A 15614-nucleotide genomic window follows, 5' to 3' on the forward strand; every position below is an offset into this window, starting at 1 on the left:
TATGGCCGATTTCGATGCCTGTCTAAGACTCAAAGTGTATTGATCAATACCTTCTCCGCATCATGTGAGCGGCCGGGGCCCTCGCCCCGACCTGGTCAACCTTGCCAATCGTCGCTTTGGTCAGATCTCTTGACGCCCCCGCACCTCAGCCTTAGCTTCGGCGTTTACAAATGCAGACCGGGTACGCATGTATGGACAGCCATGTCGACAGTCGCGTCTCGGGCAGCACCACTTCAGCCCTTTCGGAGATACGCCGACGATGAAGTCCTCCGTACGCTCCATCCCGCGCCCAGGACCGGGCCGGGTTCGCCCGGCCCTCACCCTCCTGACCGCGGGCACGATGCTGCTGACCAGCGCGTGCGCCGTGGCGAACAGCGACGCCGCGGGTGACGCGGGCAGCGCGGACGGCCGCACCCTACGTGTGGTACTCACCCAGGAACCCCCGACCCTGGAGCCCTGCGAGTCATCGACCACCGCGACCGGTGTCGTGGTGCGCTCCAACATCACCGAACCGCTGATTGAACGGGACCCCACCTCGGGCAAGCTGGAACCGCTGCTGTCGACCGGCTGGCGGCAGACGAAGCCCACGACATGGACCTTCGACATCCGCTCCGGCGTGACCTTCCAGAACGGGCAGCCGTTCACGGCGAAAGACGCCGCCTTCTCCATCGACCGCGCCGTCAACTCCGACCTCGCCTGCAATGTGGACGGCTATGTCTTCGGCGACGACAAGCTCGATGTGCGCGCCGTCTCCCCCACCCGGCTGACCGTCACCACCAAGAAGGCCGACCCCATCCTTCCGCTGCGGCTCAGCTTCATCGAGATCGTGCCGCGCACCACCGACTCCAAGGCCAAGGTGCGCATACCGATCGGCACCGGCCCCTACGCCGTCAAGGAGTGGCAGACCGGTGTCTCGATCTCCCTGGCCCGCTACGGCAAGTACTGGGGGAAGGCCCCCGCCTACCCCCGGGCCACGTATGTCTGGCGCAGCGATGCCAGTGTCCGGGCCGCCATGATCAACAAGGGCGAGGCCGACATCACCACATCGCTGGACCCCATGGACGCGACCAAGGACAACTCGGTCGCCTACCCCAACAACGAGACGACCGCCCTGCGTCTTGACGGCCGCGAGGCACCGCTCGACGACATCCGGGTGCGCAAGGCGATCGGCATGGCCATCGACCGCGACGGCATCATCGACGCCCTGCTCGACGGGAAAGCCAAGCCCGCCGCGCAACTCGTCCCACCCGGTGTGGTGGGCCACAACGACGACCTCGTCCCGCCCTCGTACGACGTGGACGCGGCCCGCGCGCTGGTCAAGGAGGCGGCCGCCGACGGCGTCCCCGTCAAGCGGCGGATCACCATCGTCGCGCGCAACGGCCAGTTCGCCGGGATCGCGGAGACGGCCGAGGCCCTCCAGTACGAGATGGATCAGATAGGGCTGAACGTAAGGATTCGCATGGCGGACACGGCCACCAGTCTCCAGTACCAGCTGCGCCCGCTGCCCCGCGGCGTCGGGCCGATCGCGATGCTGGTCCAGCACGGCAACCAGGCCGGGGACGCGGCCTTCACCACCAGCCAGTACCTGCTGAGCGACGGCCCCCAGTCCACGTTCGGCACCAAGGAGCTGGACCGGCGCATCGCCGCGGCGAACGCGCTGTCCGGCAAGGCCCGCGAGAAGGCCTTCGCCGATCTGCTCGCCTACCAGAACAAGAAGGTGGCGCAGTTCGCCTACCTGGCCCATATGCGCGGACTGCTGGGTCTGTCGCCGTCGGTCCACTACCGGCCCAACTCCGCCACCGGAGACGAGATGCGGCTGGCCGAGGTCAGCCCTGCGAAGGCGGGGAAGCACTGATATGACCTCCTTCCTGGGCAAGCGCATCATCTCCAGCGCGATCCCCCTGGTGTTCGTGGTGCTGGGCGTGTTCTGCCTGGCACGCCTGACCGGCAACCCGGTCGACCTCTACCTGCCGCTGAGCGCCACCCCGCAGCAGCGCGCCGAGTTCTCCGCCGCGCACGGCTTCGACGACTCCATCCCGGTGCAGCTGTGGGACTACCTCGGCCAGGCCGTGCAGTTCGACTTCGGCACGTCCCTGCGCACCGGGCAGTCGGCCGCCACCATGGTGCTCGACGCGTTCCCCGTCACCCTCCAACTCGCCGGTATGACCATGCTGCTGGCGATCCTCGGCGCACTGCTGATCGGCAGCCTCGCCGCCTACCGGCCCAACTCGCTCATCGACCGGATCGCCGGTCTGCTGTCGATGATCGCAGCCAGCATCCCCGACTTCTGGTTCGCGATCATGGGTGTGCTCGTCTTCGGGGTGGGCCTGGGCTGGCTGCCGACCTCCGGCACCCTGGGCGGCCCCGAGGTGTGGGTGCTGCCCATCGCCACCCTGCTGATCCGCCCGTTCGGCGTGCTGGTGCAGGTGGTCCGCGGCAGCATGGTCGGCGCCCTCTCCGCGCCCTATGTCAAGGTCGCCCGCAGCAAGGGGGCCGGCGCCGGGCGCGTCGTGTTCGGGCACGCCCTGCGCAACGCCGTCACGCCCGTGCTGACCGTCGCCGGGGATCTCACCGTCGGTCTGGTCAACGGCGCGGTGATCGTGGAAACGATCTTCGGTTGGCCCGGGATCGGCAAACTCATGATCGACTCGATTCTCCAGCGCGACTTCGCCGTGCTCCAGGCCGCCGTCCTGATCACCGCGGTGACGATCTTCGCGCTGAACATCCTCGTCGACGTCTGCCACGCCCTGATCGACCCCCGAGTGCGCCAGGCGGTGCCGGCGTGAGCGAAGGAGCCACCATGACCGACCCCGTCGACCGTCCCGCCGACGCTGTTGACCGTCCCGCCGGGGAGACCCCCGCGCCGCGCACCCGTCCGCCCCGCTGGTGGCTGCTGCTCGGCAGGGACCGTGGCGCGGCCGTCGCCGCCGTCATCCTCTCCCTGGTGTTCCTGGTGGCGCTGTTCGGCCGGCTGTTCATCGGCGACCGGGCGACCCGCCAGGACCTCCGCGCCTCGCTGCGCCCGCCGTCCCTCGACCACGGCTTCTACGGGCTGCTCGGCACGGACGTGCTGGGCCGCAGCGTGGTGGCCCGGCTGATCGAGGCCGCCGGGACGACGCTGTACGTCGCGGTGCCCGCGGTGCTGTGCTCGCTGCTGATCGGTTCCACGCTGGGGATGTGGGCCGGCTACCACGGGGGCTGGCGCGAGAACATCGCGATGCGCGTGGCCGATGTCATCCTCAGCTTCCCGTCCCTGCTGATCGCGGTGGTCGTGCTGTACGTCTTCGCGCCCAGCGCGCTGAACATCGTGCTGATCCTCGCCGTCGCCCGCATCCCCGTCTATCTGCGCACCGCCCGCGCGGAGTCGGCCGAGCTGAGAAGCCGTCTGTTCGTCGACGCGGCCCGGACCTTCGGCACCCCGAGTTGGCAGATCATCTACCGGCACATTCTGCCGATCGCGCTGCCGACGCTGCTGACGGTGGCCACGCTCGACTTCTGTTTCGTCATGCTGACCGAGTCGTCGCTGAGTTTCCTCGGCATCGGGATCCAGCCCCCCGATGTGAGCTGGGGCCTGATGGTGGCCCAGGGGCGCCAGTACCTTCAGACCGCCTGGTGGATCGCCGTACTGCCGGGCATCGCGATCGTACTCACCACGGTGTCGGCCACGGTGCTCGCCGCGTGGGTGCGCCTGGCCACGGATCCCGCCCAGCGCTGGCGTCTGACGCTGCCCAAGAAGCGGCGCGGAGCCCGGGCCGCTGTTCCCTCGGAGGTGATCGCATGAAGCCGTCAACCCTGCCCGCGCCCACCGCGGCCGGTCATGCCGCGCTCGAGGTCGAGGGGCTCCGCGTCGAGTTGCGCACCCCCTCCGGCACGGTCCGCGCCGTCGACGACGTCAGCTTCAGCGTGCACAAGGGCCGCACGCTGGCGCTGCTCGGCGAGTCCGGCTGCGGGAAGTCCATGACCGCGCTGTCCATCGTCGGACTGCTCGACCCGGTGGCCGAGGTGACGGACGGTTCCGTGCGGGTGTCCGGCACCGATGTGCTGCGGCTGAGCCGGGCGGGCCGCAGAAAGCTCGCCGGACCCGGTCTTTCGATCGTCTTCCAGGACGCGCTGACCGCGCTCAACCCCGTGCAGCCGGTCGGCAGGCAGCTCGCCGAGCCGTTCCGCATCCACCGCGGGATGTCGCGGCGCGAGGCCGGGGAGAAGGCGATCGAGCTGATGACCCGGGTCGGGATTCCCGAGCCACGGCTGCGGGCCCGCTCGTACCCACATCAGTTCTCCGGGGGGATGCGCCAGCGGCTGCTGATCGCGATGGCCGTGGCCCTCGACCCCGATGTGCTGATCGCCGACGAGCCCACGACCGCGCTCGACGTCACCGTGCAGGCGCAGATCATGCGGCTGCTGCGGGACCTCCAGACCGAGCGGGACATGGCGATCGTCCTGATCACCCACGACCTGGCGGTGGTCGCCCAGCGTGCCGACGACGTGGTCGTCATGTACGCGGGCAACGTGGTGGAGACCGGCCCGGTGCGGGAGGTGTTCGCCCGCCCCCGCCACCCCTACACCAAGGGGTTGCTCGACTCCGTTCCCGAACACGCCGTCAGGGGCCGCCCGCTGCCCGCCGTACCGGGCAGCCCGCCCGAGCTCAGCGCGGTCCCGCCCGGCTGCGTCTTCCAGGCCAGATGCCCGCTGGCCAGGGAACGCTGTGCCGAGGAACGTCCTCAGCTGGTGTCCGTCGGCGCCTCACGCTCGGCCGCCTGCCACTTCTCCGAGGAGCTCGACCGTGACTGATACATCGGGGATCCACGTCACCGAAACCACCGCCACACACCCACGGGGCCCGGCCGGCTCCCCGCCCCTGCTCGAGGTCAAGGGCGTCACCAAGTCGTTCGGCCACGGACGCCGGCGCCTGACCGCGCTGGACGGAGTCGACGTACGGCTCGAGCGCGGCGAGACCCTGGGCCTGGTGGGCGAGTCCGGATGCGGCAAGTCGACCCTGGCCAGGGTGGTGCTCGGGCTGGAGCGGCCCGACTCGGGCACGGTGCGCTTCAACGGCACCGATCCGTTCACCCTCAAGGGCAAGGAGCTGCTGGCCTGGCGCCGCCGGGTGCAGATGGTGTTCCAGGACCCGTTCGCCTCGCTCAACGCCCGGATGTCCGCGGCCGACCTCATCGGTGAGCCGTGGCGCACCCACCGCGACATCGTGCCCACGGCGAAGGACCGGGAGCGGCGGGTGCGTGAGCTGCTGTCCCTGGTCGGACTGCGGGAGAGCGACGCCCACCGCTACCCGAACGAGTTCTCCGGCGGGCAGCGGCAGCGCATCGGCATCGCGCGGGCGCTCGCGCTCGACCCCGATCTCATCGTGTGCGACGAGCCGGTGTCCGCGCTGGACCTGTCGGTGCAGGCCCAGGTGCTCAATGTGCTCTCCGAGCTGCGCGAACGGCTCGGCGTCTCCTACGTGTTCATCTCCCATGACCTGTCCGTGGTCAAGCACGTATCCGACCGGGTGACGGTGATGTACCTGGGCAAGGTCATCGAACACGGCCGCACCGAAGACGTCTTCGACCGGCCCCTGCACCCCTACACCGCCGCCCTGATGTCGGCCGCGCCCACGCTCGACGTCTCCGGGCGGACCCGCGACGAGGAGATCCAGCTGCGCGGGGAGATCCCCTCCCCGTTCGACATTCCGTCGGGCTGCCGCTTCCGCACCCGCTGCTGGAAGAGCGAGGCCCTGTGCGGCGACCACGCTCCCCCGGCCGTCACGCGCGAAGGAGCGGCGGACACCGGGCCGGAGGCGCACGAGGCCCTGTGCCACTTCCCGCTGGGCATCGGGACGACGGGAGCATGAGCCTGCCGGAGTTCGCCCTGCTCTTCATCACCGTGGCGATCGGGTCGCTGCTCCAGGTCGCCATCGGCTTCGGCCTCGGCCTGCTCGCCGCCCCGGTGATCGCGATACTGGACCCCTCGCTCACCCCGGTGGTGGTCCTGCTGCTGGCCACCGGGGTCACGGCCGCGGTCGTGGCGCTGGAAGGCGGACACGCGGACATACGAGGAGCGGGGTGGGCGCTGGTCGGCCGGGTGCCGGGCGTCGTGGGCGGCGCGGTGCTGGTCGCCGTGCTGCCCGCCCGGCACCTCGCGTTCCTCGTCGCCGGCGTCGTCCTCCTGGGCGTCGCGGTGAGTCTGCGCGGCTTCGTACCGCGGCCGGGACGGCGGTCCGTGCTGCTGGCCGGCCTGGTGTCGGGGGTGATGGGCACGGCCACCTCCATCGGAGGGCCGCCGATGGCCATGGTGTGGCAGCGCTTGAGCGGCCCGAAGCTGCGCTCCACGATGAGCGGTTTCTTCCTGGCCGGCTCCGCGATGAGCCTGGCCTCGCTGGCGGCGACGGGAGCCGTGCACAAGGACAGCCTGCGGTACACCGCCCTGCTGGCCCCGGCCGCGGTGATCGGTGTGCTGCTCGCCCGCCCGCTGTCCAGCAGACTCGACATGCGGCGCACCAGGGCCGCCGCCATGGGGCTCGCGGTGGCGAGCGCGACCGTCCTGGTGATCCAGCAGTTGCTCTGACTCCGACGCGGGCGCCGGCGTGACACGCGCGGGCGCCCGCGGGGTATCCGTCTTGGCGCCCGGCGCGTTCCGGCCTCAGGACGCGGTGGCGGCCGCCGCCGCGCGTCCCGTCTGCCGGCCGGAGAACAGACAGCCGCCGAGGAAGGTGCCCTCCAGGGAGCGGTAGCCGTGGACGCCGCCGCCGCCGAATCCCGCGACCTCCCCGGCCGCGTAGAGACCGGGTATGGGGGTTCCGGTGGAGTCCAGGACACGGCCGGAGAGGTCGGTCTGGAGGCCGCCGAGCGTTTTGCGGGTGAGGACGTTGAGGCGCACGGCGATCAGCGGCCCGGCGCCGGAATCCAGGATCTTGTGGGCCGGGGCGGTGCGGCTGAGCGAGTCGCCGGGGTAGCTGAGCGCGTTGCGGATGCCCATGACCTGGACGTCCTTGGTGTACGGGTTGTCGATCTCCCGGTCCCGGGCGTCGATCTGCCGTTTGAGGTCGGCCAGGTCGATGAGGCCGTCGCCGGTGAGCCTGTTCATGCCCGCGACGAGCTCGGGGAGCGTGGAGGCGACGACGAAGTCGGCCCCCTTCTCCTTGAACTTCTCGATCGGCTCCGGGGTCTGCCAGATCCGCGACAGCAGCTTCCAGATGTTCTTCTCGGTGAGGTCCGGGTTCTGCTCGGAGCCGGAGAGCGCGAACTCCTTGGCGATGATCTTCTGGGTGGTGACGAACCAGGAGTAGTCATGGCCGGAGTCGGTGATCGACTTGAGCGTGTGCAGGGTGTCGTACCCGGGGATGTCGGGCGTGTTGAAGCGCTTGCCGGTGGCGTCGAACCACATGGACGACGGGCCGGGCAGGATGCGGATGCCGTGGCCGGGCCAGATGGGGTCGTAGTTTCTGAGGCCCTCGGTGTAGTGCCACATGCGGTCGGGGTTGACGATCCGTCCGCCCGCCTTCTCGGTGATGGCGAGCATGCGGCCGTCCACATGCGCGGGCACGCCGGTGACCATGAACTTCGGCGGGGTGCCGAGGCGGGCCGGCCAGTTCTGCCGTACGAGGTCGTGGTTGGCGCCGATGCCGCCGGAGGTGACGATCACGACAGGGGCGCGGAGTTCGAACTCGCCCACCACGGTGCGGGAGCTGGGCTTGCCGCGCGCGGCGTCGCTCGGCTCCAGGACCGCGCCGCGTACGCCGGTGACGGCGCCGCCGGTCGTCACGATGCCGTCGACGCGATGCCGGAACTTGAAGGTCACCTTGGAGCCCGCCGCCGCGTCCCGCACCTTCTTCTCGAACGGCTCGACGACGGCCGGTCCGGTGCCCCAGGTGACATGGAAGCGGGGCACCGAGTTGCCGTGCCCGTCCGCGAGTCCGCCACCGCGCTCGGCCCAGCCGACGATCGGGAACCAGCGCACGCCCAGGCCGTACAGCCAGGACCGCTTCTCGCCGGCGGCGAAGTCCACATACGCCTCGGCCCACTTGTACGCCCAGTGGTCCTGGCCGGCCGGGTCGTCGATCCCCCGGTCGAAGCCGGCCGTGCCCAGCCAGTCCTGCCAGGCCAGTTCGCGCGAGTCCTTGATGCCCATCAGCCGCTGCTCGTCGGAGTCCACGAAGAACAGGCCGCCGAAGGACCAGAACGCCTGCCCGCCCAGATTGCTCTCCGGCTCCTGGTCCAGGAGCAGCACCTTGCGTCCCGCGGCGGCCAGCTCGGCCGTCGCGACCAGCCCGGCCAGCCCGTGGCCCACCACGATCGCGTCCGCGTCCGCCGACGCCGCGGGCGCGGCGAAGGCCGGGACCGCCGCCTGGGCGAGCGCCGCGCCGGCGAGCACGCCGCCCGCCACCGTCAGGGCGTGGCGGCGGGTGAGTCCGGCGGGGGGCTCCGAGCCGAGCCCGTGCTGCGCTGCGGAGCTTGCTCTGAGGTTCTCCATGGGCTGCCTTCCGGAAGGGGGGCCGAGGGCGCGGGAGATGTGCGTGGGACTACCGAGGCGGCAGGGTGTTACCGACGGTAGCCCAGGGGGTGTCCGGCCGCCAGAGTGCCGCGCCACCAGCCGCCCGCCGCGGCGGACGGTGACACGACCGCCACGCTCCGTCGGCGACAAGGCAGGGATTCCGGCCGGTACGGCAGGAGCCGTGTGATGGCAAACAAAAGGGGTACCCCGACCTAAAAGCCCTTTATGGGCTCCCCTTGTCGATACGCCATGAGGTAGGCCTTATGTCGGGACGTGGCCGGAACGATGCGGGTGAGCGGGGGTCGCCGGGTGACTGGGCGCCGACGTCGCAGGGGCGCCCGGACGGACTGCTCACCTGCGCCGGATGGGACGGTTCCGTCCAGTGGCGGAAGGGCGACCGCCTTGAGCGGTTGTTCGAGGAGCGCTGCGACCGGATGCGCGCGCAGGGGGACGGGGACCGGCTCGCGGTGGACGCCGGTGAGGTGGCCCTGACATACGCGCAACTCGACGCCGAAGCCAACCGGCTCGCCCGCTTCCTGATGGCCGGAGGCATACGGCCGGGCGACCGGATCGGGCTGCTGCTCGACGAGGCGGTGGACGCCTATACCGGGATGCTGGCGGTGCTGAAGGCGCACGCCGTGTATGTGCCCCTCGACGTCGGGTTTCCGCCGGATCGTCTGTCGTACATCGCTTCCGACGCCTCGCTGCGCATGGTCCTGTCGCTCTCCCGGCTCGCCGAACGGGCCGAACGTCTCGCCGACGGCGTCGGGCTGCTGTGTCTGGACCGGGCGCGGGCGGGGATCGCGGCGCAGTCCCCCGAGCGCCTCGATCCACTGTCCGTCGGGGACCCGGCCGACGACCTGTGCTACGTCATCTACACCTCCGGATCCACCGGCCGCCCGAAGGGGGTGGCCATCGGACACCCCGCGGTGTGCAACTTCGTGTCGGTGGCCTCGGAGGTCTATGGCATCAGGACCGAGGACCGGGTCTACCAGGGGATGACCATCGCGTTCGACTTCTCGGTCGAGGAGACATGGGTGCCCTGGATGGCCGGTGCCACCGTGGTGCCCAGGCCCCAGGGGCCGAGCCTGCTCGGTGCCGAGCTGGACGCGTTTTTGCGCGAGAGGCGGATCTCGGCCCTGTGCTGCGTTCCCACCTTGCTGGCCACGCTGGACGAGAACACCTCGGCGCTGCGGTTTCTGCTGGTCTCCGGGGAGTCGTGCCCGCAGGACCTCGTCACCCGCTGGTGCCGCCCCGACCGGCGCTTCCTCAACGTCTACGGCCCGACCGAGGCGACCGTCACGGCCACCTGGACCCTGCTGGCCGCCGGCCGGCCGGTGACGATCGGTGTCCCGCTGCCGACGTACTCGATCGCCGTCCTCGATCCGGAACGGAACACGGCCCTGCCGCCGGGCACGATGGGCGAGATCGCGATCGGCGGCATCGGGCTGGCCGGCGGCTACCTCAACCGGCCCGAGGTGACGGAACACGCCTTCGTGCCGGACTTTCTCGATATCCCCGGCAACCCCTCCGGCAGGATCTACCGCACCGGGGACCTGGGCAGGATCAACACACACGGCGAGATCGAGCACCACGGCCGGATTGACACCCAGGTCAAGATCCGTGGATATCGCGTCGAGCCGACCGAGGTCGAGTCGGTGCTGCTGCGCGTGCCCGGAATCGCCCAAGCGGTGGTCAGCGGCCAGGAAACCACCCCGGGGAACGTGGAGCTGTGCGCCTACTACACCACCTGCGAGGGCATGGCCGTGGACCCCGAGCAGGCCATGGCGCACCTGCGGGAACGGCTGCCCGGCTATATGGTCCCCGCCCATCTCGAACACCTCGCCTCGATACCGACGCTGCCCGGTGGCAAGGCCGATCGCCGGCACTTGCCGAAGCCAACCGGCCCGCGCCGGCTCACCGCACAGGGCGACTACGCGGCGCCGCGCACCGCTGCCGAACGGGCGCTGGCCGAGCTGCTGGCCGGGGTCCTCCAGGTCGAGCGGGTCTCCGTGGACAGCCACTTCTTCGACGACCTCGGGGCCAACTCCCTGCTGATGGCACGCTTCAACGCGGCCGTCCGCGAGCGTCCGGACCTGCCCGGTGTGTCGATGAAGGACGTCTATCTGCATCCCACGGTGCGCGGCCTCGCCACCGCCCTGAGCGATGTGCCACCCCCCGCCCGGGCCGTGCCGGACCGCGTATCGCGGCAGCCGGCCGCTCCGGCCGTGGGCACACCCCGGTATGTGCTGTGCGCGATCCTTCAGGGCCTGGTGTTCCTGGTGTACGCGTGTCTGGCCGCGGTGGCGCTGGACGTGGGAACCGGCTGGATGGCGCGGGGGCAAGGGTGGTTCGGTGTCTACGAGCGCGCGGTCGCCCTCGGGGCCGCGGCGCTGTGCTGCGCGGCGCTGCTGCCGATCGCCGCCAAGTGGACTCTCATCGGGCGGTGGAAACCGAAGCGCATCCGGCTGTGGAGCATGGCCTACTTCCGCTTCTGGTGTGTCAGAACCCTGGTCGGCGCCAACCCGATCGCCCGGCTGGCCGTCGGAACGCCGCTGTTCACGCTGTATCTGCGGGCGCTCGGGGCCAAGATCGGCCCACGCACCCTGATCTTCACCCGGTGGGTGCCGGTCTGCACCGACCTGCTGACCGTCGGGGCCGACACCGTGATCCGCAAGGACACCTTCCTCAGCGGTTACCGGGCACGCGACGGGGTCATCGAGACCGGCCCGGTGTCCATCGGCCGCGGCGCTTTCGTCGGCGAGCGCAGCACGCTCGACATCGGCACTCGCCTCGGCGACGGAGCCCAGCTCGGCCATGCCTCCTCGCTGCACGAAGGCCAGTCGATACCGGCCGGGCAGTGCTGGCATGGCTCGCCCGCCCAGCCCGCGCCGGACGGGTGCGACTACCTCACCGTTCCGCCGGGGCGCTGCGGCCGGCTGCGGCGCGTGTGCCACTGCCTCGTACTGCTGCTGGTGCTGTCGACCACCGTGGGCGTGACGGACGTGGCCGTCGCCGCGCTGCTGGATTCACGGCCCGCGCTGATCCACACGGTCACCGGGACGGTCGGCCCGGGACACTGGGCGTACTACGCCGAGGGCCTGGAGATCGCGGCGGCGGCGATCCTCGGTCTCGCCCTCCTCGGGGCGGTCCTCATCCCGGCCCTGTCGCGCCTGCTGTCCCTTCCCCTCAGGCCGGACACGGTCTACCCGCTGTACGGAGCCCGATTCGCACTCCAGCGCACCGTCGCCCGGCTGGCCAACACCCGCTTCCACATCGCCCTGTTCGGCGACAGCTCGGCGAGCGTGCACTATCTGAAGGCCCTCGGCTACCGTCTGGCACCGATCCAGCAGACAGGGACCAACTTCGGCGCGATGCTCAAACACGAGGTGCCCTCGCTCAGCCGCGTCGGCACCGGGAGCATGGTCTCCGACGGGCTGTCCATCGCGAACGCCGAGTTCTCCAGCACCTCCTTCCGCACCGCACCGGCCGTCATCGGCAGCCACAACTACCTGGGCAACAAAATCGTCTATCCGGCCGGCGGCAGGACCGGCGACAACTGTCTGCTGGCCACCAAGGTCATGATCCCGGTCAGCGGTCCGCTCAGGGAGAACACCGGGCTGCTCGGCTCGCCCCCGATCGAGATTCCCCGCTCCGTCGAGCGCGACCGCCGCTTCGACCACCTCGCCACGGGACCCGAGCTGCGGCGCGGCCTCGCCGCCAAGAACCGCCACAACGCCGTGACCATGGCCCTGTTCCTGGCCGTGCGATGCCTGTACGTCTATGGCCTGCTGCTGATCGCCATGCTCCCGCTGGCCAACAGCGAAGGGCTGTACTGGCTGGAGACATTCGGCACGATCCTGCTCGAGCTCGTCTTCACCGTCGCCTTCTTCGTCGCGGTCGAGCGGGCCGTGCTGGGGTTCGGCCGGCTGCGGCCACGGTTCTGTTCCGTCTACGAGCGGCCCTTCTGGCGGCACGAGCGGTACTGGAAGGTGCCGACCATCCACTACCTCGCCCTCTTCAACGGCACCCCCTTCAAGCCCGCCATCTGGCGGCTGCTCGGCGTCCGCATGGGACACCGGGTCTTCGACGACGGCTGCCGGATCCTGGAGCGGACCCTCACCCGGGTGGGCGACGACTGCGTCCTCAACGCGGGCAGCATCATCCAGGCACACTCCCTCGAAGAAGGTGTCTTCAAGTCCGACCGCGTCGTCGTCGGCAACCGCTGCACGCTCGGCACCAGCGCCTTCCTGCACTACGGCGTGGTCATCGGCGACGACGCCCGCATCGACGCCGACTCCTTCCTGATGAAGGGCGAACACGTACCGGCGCACGCCCAGTGGCGCGGCAACCCGGCGGTCGAGAGTGCCCTCCCGCCGGGGGGACAGGAGCCGTGAACCGGCCTCGTCCTCCCGGGCGGGAAGGCGTCTCCCGCACACCCTCGGGTCAGCTGCCGCGCAGCACCGTCGAGACCTTGTTGCCCGCGTAGTCCTCCAGTACGGCGACGACCTTACTGGTGGAGCTGGACATGGTCACCGTCATCGCCGCACGGGTGGTGCGGCCGCGGACGATATACGGCTTGCTGCCCGACCCGTACGTCGTGGCGAACGACTTCGGCTGCCCGTCCTCCAGGACGGTCAGCGTGTGCCAGTCCGGAAGGGTCGGGCGGGAGAAGGTGAAGGTGTTCCCCGCGATCTTCACGGCTGAGGCGGGGTAGGCGCCGACCTCGGTGTCGGCGAACGTGCCGCGCACGCCGGTCGCCGTGCCGTCTTCGGTCTTCACGGTGAGGAGGTACTCGTCCCCGTTGACGGGTACGCCGGTCAGGGTCGTGCCCGTCTGCTTGCCCGGCACCGTGACCTTCTTGGTGAAGGGCTTGGACGAATCGAGGCCGCGGACCTCCACGGTGAGGGGCTGACCCGTCTGCCTCGGGGTCCACGCCGCCTTCAGCGTGCCGTCGGCCGCCGCCTTGGCGGTCACCCCGGACGGAGCCGTGGACAGGTCGAAGGACACCGTCGCCGGCTTGCTCCGGGACCCGTCGGGGCCGACCGCGACCAGCTTGAGCTTCCCGGATGTGGCGGTGAATCGCTTGACGTAGTACACGTCGTCGTAGATGCCGCCGAGGTAGGTGTCGTCCAGGTAGACGTCGTAGCGGCGCACCGTGTCGTAGTCGCTTCGCTGCCAGGACAGGAACAGCTCGTCGCTGTCGGGCAGCAGCTGGTCGATGCGCAGCTTCTCGGGCTTGGCCGGGGTGCGGTCCACGCCGTCGTGCAGCGCGAGGGCGCCCAGGTTGACCTGGTAGTTCTCGATCGGCTGCGCGCCCGCGGCCACGACGAGGCCGAGGGAGGCGATGCGCTCGCCGGCGTAGTCCGACAGGTCGGCGGAGACGGTGCTCCAGCCGTCGGTGCGCCTGCCGGTGCCGGACAGCGGCACCTGCACCACCTTGTCGGGGTCGGAGGCCAGCACCAGAGCGAGCCGGAGCTGGGAGTCGTCGTCCGCCGAGGGCTTGTTGTAGGTCAGGGAGAGTGTCGACTCCGCCTTGACGCTCAGGTCGGTCTTGTAGAGGCGCACGGTGTTGTCGCTGTCGAGCTTGCCGCTGAGGACCAGGGAGCTGCCGCCGTTGTAGGCGCCGATCTTCTGGTACGAGAAGCGGCCGGCGGGCGTGTACTCGGGGCCGTAGTCGAAGTCGGCCTTGAGCGGCGAGCTCGCGGCGTCGATCCACCACTGCCAGGTCACCGGGATGTCCTGGAGGTTGATGTTGCCCCACTCGGCGTCATTGGAGAGCTTGCCGTCGCTCCAGGTCGACAGGCCGTGTCCGGTGTTGAAGGACGTCGCGAAGGTGCTGCCCTTGATGACGGAGCGCTCGGCGATGTACTTCGACATCCCCTTCCAGCTGCCCTCCGGCGTGGTGGACCCCTGGGACGACCCGGTCCACCAGCGGCGTTCCCGGTCGAAGACCGTCGACTGGGCCTTGTCGTCGGTCTTGTTGGCGTAGTCGGAGGAGACGAAGTCGGCGCCCAGCGTGGCGATGGCGTTCATGGGACTGCCGTCGGCGCCGAGGTTGTTGTCGAGGTTGTACGGCTGGTCGAACTGGTACATGCCGGCCTCGACACCGGCGAAGACGCTCTTGCGGGGGTCGAGACCCAGGCTCTCGGCGTAGCTCTTGGACCGGGTGAGCTTGGACTTGTCCCACCAGTAGTTGAGGAAGACGGAGTCGGACACGTCCCCCGCGGCCTTGTCCCGGACGAAGGGAGCGTTGACCGAGTTGAACTCGTTCTGGTACGAGACCCGGCCCGTGGAGTTGTCGATCGAGTCGTACCACTGCACATACATGCCGCCGTCGCGCAGCTGCTTGAGGAACTGCTTGAAGGCGGGGATGTCGGCCGGGGCGACCGAGTCCTCCTGGTTGAAGAAGTAGCCGTCGAAGCCGTAGTACTTGGCGACCTCGACGAGCTTCGCGGCGGCCGGGAAGCCGCCGTCGGCGTCCCGGACGAGCAGTTCGGAGTACGTCTGGTCGCCGCGGTCGTTCGGGGAGAAGAAGATGCAGCCCAGCGACCGCACGCCGTTCGCGTGCGCGGCGTTGGTGTAGCCGGGGTTGGGCAGGTTGACCGCCCCGAACTCGAACCACTTCTCCTTCCAGTCGAGGTTGGGGTCGTAGTAGTTCACGGGCACGCCCTCGGTGGGCATGCCGTGCCAGGAGGCGTACACATCGGAGTACTGCCAGTAGTTGAAGAGGTACTGGCTGAACTCGTTGGTGTACGGGTGGCTCTCGAAGAAGGCGTTGCCGTAGTCGCCCGCGAGGGTGAGCTGCTGGGTGTCGGCGGGCAGCGCCGGGTTGCGCTGGGTCTTGGCGTTGGGGGCGATACGGGACTGGAGCGGCACCTTGGCGCGCAGCAGCTCGGCGTCGGTGTCGTCCGCCGGGTTCCACCGCAGCAGATCGGTGGAGGAGTAGCCGTGCTGGTAGGGCTGGTTGGCTCCGACGGCGCTCTCTCCCGGCCAGGGGAGGGTGTCACTGGCCAGGGCGGTGCCGGCGCCCAGGGTCAGGGCCAGTGCCGCTGCCAGGACACTGGTACGTGCACGGGCCGAGGCCCGTCTTCTGGTGTCGTGTGGTCGTGCCATGCCTTTCCTCG

Annotated in this window: 9 protein-coding genes; 7 read left to right on the forward strand and 2 right to left on the reverse strand. The window is 70.0% G+C overall.

Translation table 11 applies throughout. The features are described 5' to 3' along the window. The first annotated feature begins 259 nt into the window (after window positions 1-259). The 6 genes from ABTY62_RS34040 to ABTY62_RS34065 are packed head-to-tail and all read left to right on the forward strand — an operon-like array spanning window position 260 to window position 6561. Entirely contained in the window at window positions 260-1855 is a 1596-nt protein-coding gene (locus tag ABTY62_RS34040) for an ABC transporter substrate-binding protein (protein ID WP_352133269.1), read from the forward strand. Between the two features lies 1 nt (window position 1856). Then, window positions 1857-2786 (forward strand): ABC transporter permease, encoded by a 930-nt coding sequence (locus ABTY62_RS34045; RefSeq protein ID WP_352133270.1) that lies wholly within the window; start codon window positions 1857-1859, stop codon window positions 2784-2786. A 14-nt stretch (window positions 2787-2800) separates the two neighbouring features. Beyond that, complete coding sequence (locus ABTY62_RS34050) at window positions 2801-3781, forward strand: ABC transporter permease (protein WP_352133271.1); 981 nt, start codon at window positions 2801-2803, stop codon at window positions 3779-3781. After that, window positions 3778-4791, forward strand: coding sequence for an ABC transporter ATP-binding protein (locus ABTY62_RS34055; protein ID WP_352133272.1), 1014 nt, complete (start codon window positions 3778-3780; stop codon window positions 4789-4791). Before ABTY62_RS34050 ends, ABTY62_RS34055 begins: the two co-directional genes overlap by 4 nt. Continuing rightward, window positions 4784-5848, forward strand: coding sequence for an ABC transporter ATP-binding protein (locus tag ABTY62_RS34060; RefSeq protein WP_352133273.1), 1065 nt, complete (start codon window positions 4784-4786; stop codon window positions 5846-5848). Before ABTY62_RS34055 ends, ABTY62_RS34060 begins: the two co-directional genes overlap by 8 nt. Continuing rightward, on the forward strand, window positions 5845-6561 hold the full coding sequence (locus ABTY62_RS34065; protein WP_352133274.1) for a sulfite exporter TauE/SafE family protein: 717 nt from the start codon (window positions 5845-5847) through the stop codon (window positions 6559-6561). Before ABTY62_RS34060 ends, ABTY62_RS34065 begins: the two co-directional genes overlap by 4 nt. Before the next feature lie 75 nt (window positions 6562-6636). Here ABTY62_RS34065 and ABTY62_RS34070 read toward each other — a convergent pair whose 3' ends face one another. After that, entirely contained in the window at window positions 6637-8466 is a 1830-nt protein-coding gene (locus tag ABTY62_RS34070) for an FAD-binding dehydrogenase (RefSeq protein WP_352133275.1), read from the reverse strand. A 284-nt stretch (window positions 8467-8750) separates the two neighbouring features. Here ABTY62_RS34070 and ABTY62_RS34075 point away from each other — a divergent pair, with 284 nt between their 5' ends. Beyond that, window positions 8751-12884, forward strand: coding sequence for a Pls/PosA family non-ribosomal peptide synthetase (locus ABTY62_RS34075; protein ID WP_352133276.1), 4134 nt, complete (start codon window positions 8751-8753; stop codon window positions 12882-12884). A gap of 49 nt (window positions 12885-12933) precedes the next feature. Here ABTY62_RS34075 and ABTY62_RS34080 read toward each other — a convergent pair whose 3' ends face one another. Further along, window positions 12934-15603: an endo-beta-N-acetylglucosaminidase gene (locus ABTY62_RS34080; protein ID WP_352133277.1), complete on the reverse strand. Its 2670-nt coding sequence runs from the start codon at window positions 15601-15603 to the stop codon at window positions 12934-12936. Window positions 15604-15614 lie beyond the last annotated feature (11 nt).

Source organism: Streptomyces sp. NPDC097640 (assembly GCF_040302705.1).
Taxonomy (GTDB): domain Bacteria; phylum Actinomycetota; class Actinomycetes; order Streptomycetales; family Streptomycetaceae; genus Streptomyces.

Bases quoted from the DNA above. Each gene is read 5' to 3' on its own strand.
- ABTY62_RS34040 (WP_352133269.1), top strand. From the start codon at position 260: ATGAAGTCCTCCGTACGCTCCATCCCGCGCCCAGGACCGGGCCGGGTT.
- ABTY62_RS34045 (WP_352133270.1), top strand. From the start codon at position 1,857: ATGACCTCCTTCCTGGGCAAGCGCATCATCTCCAGCGCGATCCCCCTG.
- ABTY62_RS34050 (WP_352133271.1), top strand. From the start codon at position 2,801: ATGACCGACCCCGTCGACCGTCCCGCCGACGCTGTTGACCGTCCCGCC.
- ABTY62_RS34055 (WP_352133272.1), top strand. From the start codon at position 3,778: ATGAAGCCGTCAACCCTGCCCGCGCCCACCGCGGCCGGTCATGCCGCG.
- ABTY62_RS34065 (WP_352133274.1), top strand. From the start codon at position 5,845: ATGAGCCTGCCGGAGTTCGCCCTGCTCTTCATCACCGTGGCGATCGGG.
- ABTY62_RS34070 (WP_352133275.1), bottom strand. From the start codon at position 8,466: ATGGAGAACCTCAGAGCAAGCTCCGCAGCGCAGCACGGGCTCGGCTCG.
- ABTY62_RS34075 (WP_352133276.1), top strand. From the start codon at position 8,751: ATGTCGGGACGTGGCCGGAACGATGCGGGTGAGCGGGGGTCGCCGGGT.
- ABTY62_RS34080 (WP_352133277.1), bottom strand. From the start codon at position 15,603: ATGGCACGACCACACGACACCAGAAGACGGGCCTCGGCCCGTGCACGT.